The sequence below is a fragment of the Alcanivorax sp. HI0044 genome (genome assembly GCF_001634945.1).
In genome coordinates this window covers 1-578 of sequence record NZ_LWEZ01001939.1, presented here as the reverse complement: position 1 = coordinate 578, position 578 = coordinate 1, and the positions used below count along the sequence as shown (strand labels likewise).

At 50.0% G+C, this 578-nt stretch carries 1 protein-coding gene; it reads right to left on the bottom strand.

The genetic code is table 11. The features are described 5' to 3' along the window. Positions 1 to 359 precede the first annotated feature (359 nt). The coding region (locus A3730_RS32385; RefSeq protein ID WP_197477736.1) for a hypothetical protein at positions 360 to 578 on the bottom strand (219 nt) is incomplete at its 5' end.

Below are 578 nucleotides of genomic sequence, written 5' to 3'. Positions count from 1 at the left end.
CAGGCGATGGTGGGGAATTTTATTGTTCGCATCATGTCACCCTGTTCTTGTTTTCGGACTACATAGTCACGGATGAATGCGATAGTGCGCCAGCCCCTGCACGTTAGCTTTTGTAATTTAAAAACCCACAAAAATCAGTGTTTTATTTACCCTTTCGGCATACAAGACACTTTTAGCACACTTGTCTCAACCGCTAACTCCTTCTTTTACAGAGTGATATCTCACTTCGCAGACGATAAGCGTTTTTGTGTTTATCAATTTATTGCTAAATAAAAGGGTGACAAAAAAACCGCAACATGACGATTAGTATCATGTTGCGGCCTGATTGAAACTGATATTGCAACCGATTTGGCGCCCCGTCAGGCGTGTTCTACCCCGGCAGCAACGCTATCCGGCTCGCCCGCCGGTTTGCCGGCATACCAAACACTGTCGGTATTACCATGGAAAACGCGCTTTGCCGTACGCCGGGCCATCTCCAGCAGCAATACACCCGCCACCAGCGCCGTACCATCCACCGCCAGCGGCCCCGGTGCGGTTTGTATCCATGCCGGCATGGCCGGGAACAGGTATGCCAGTAG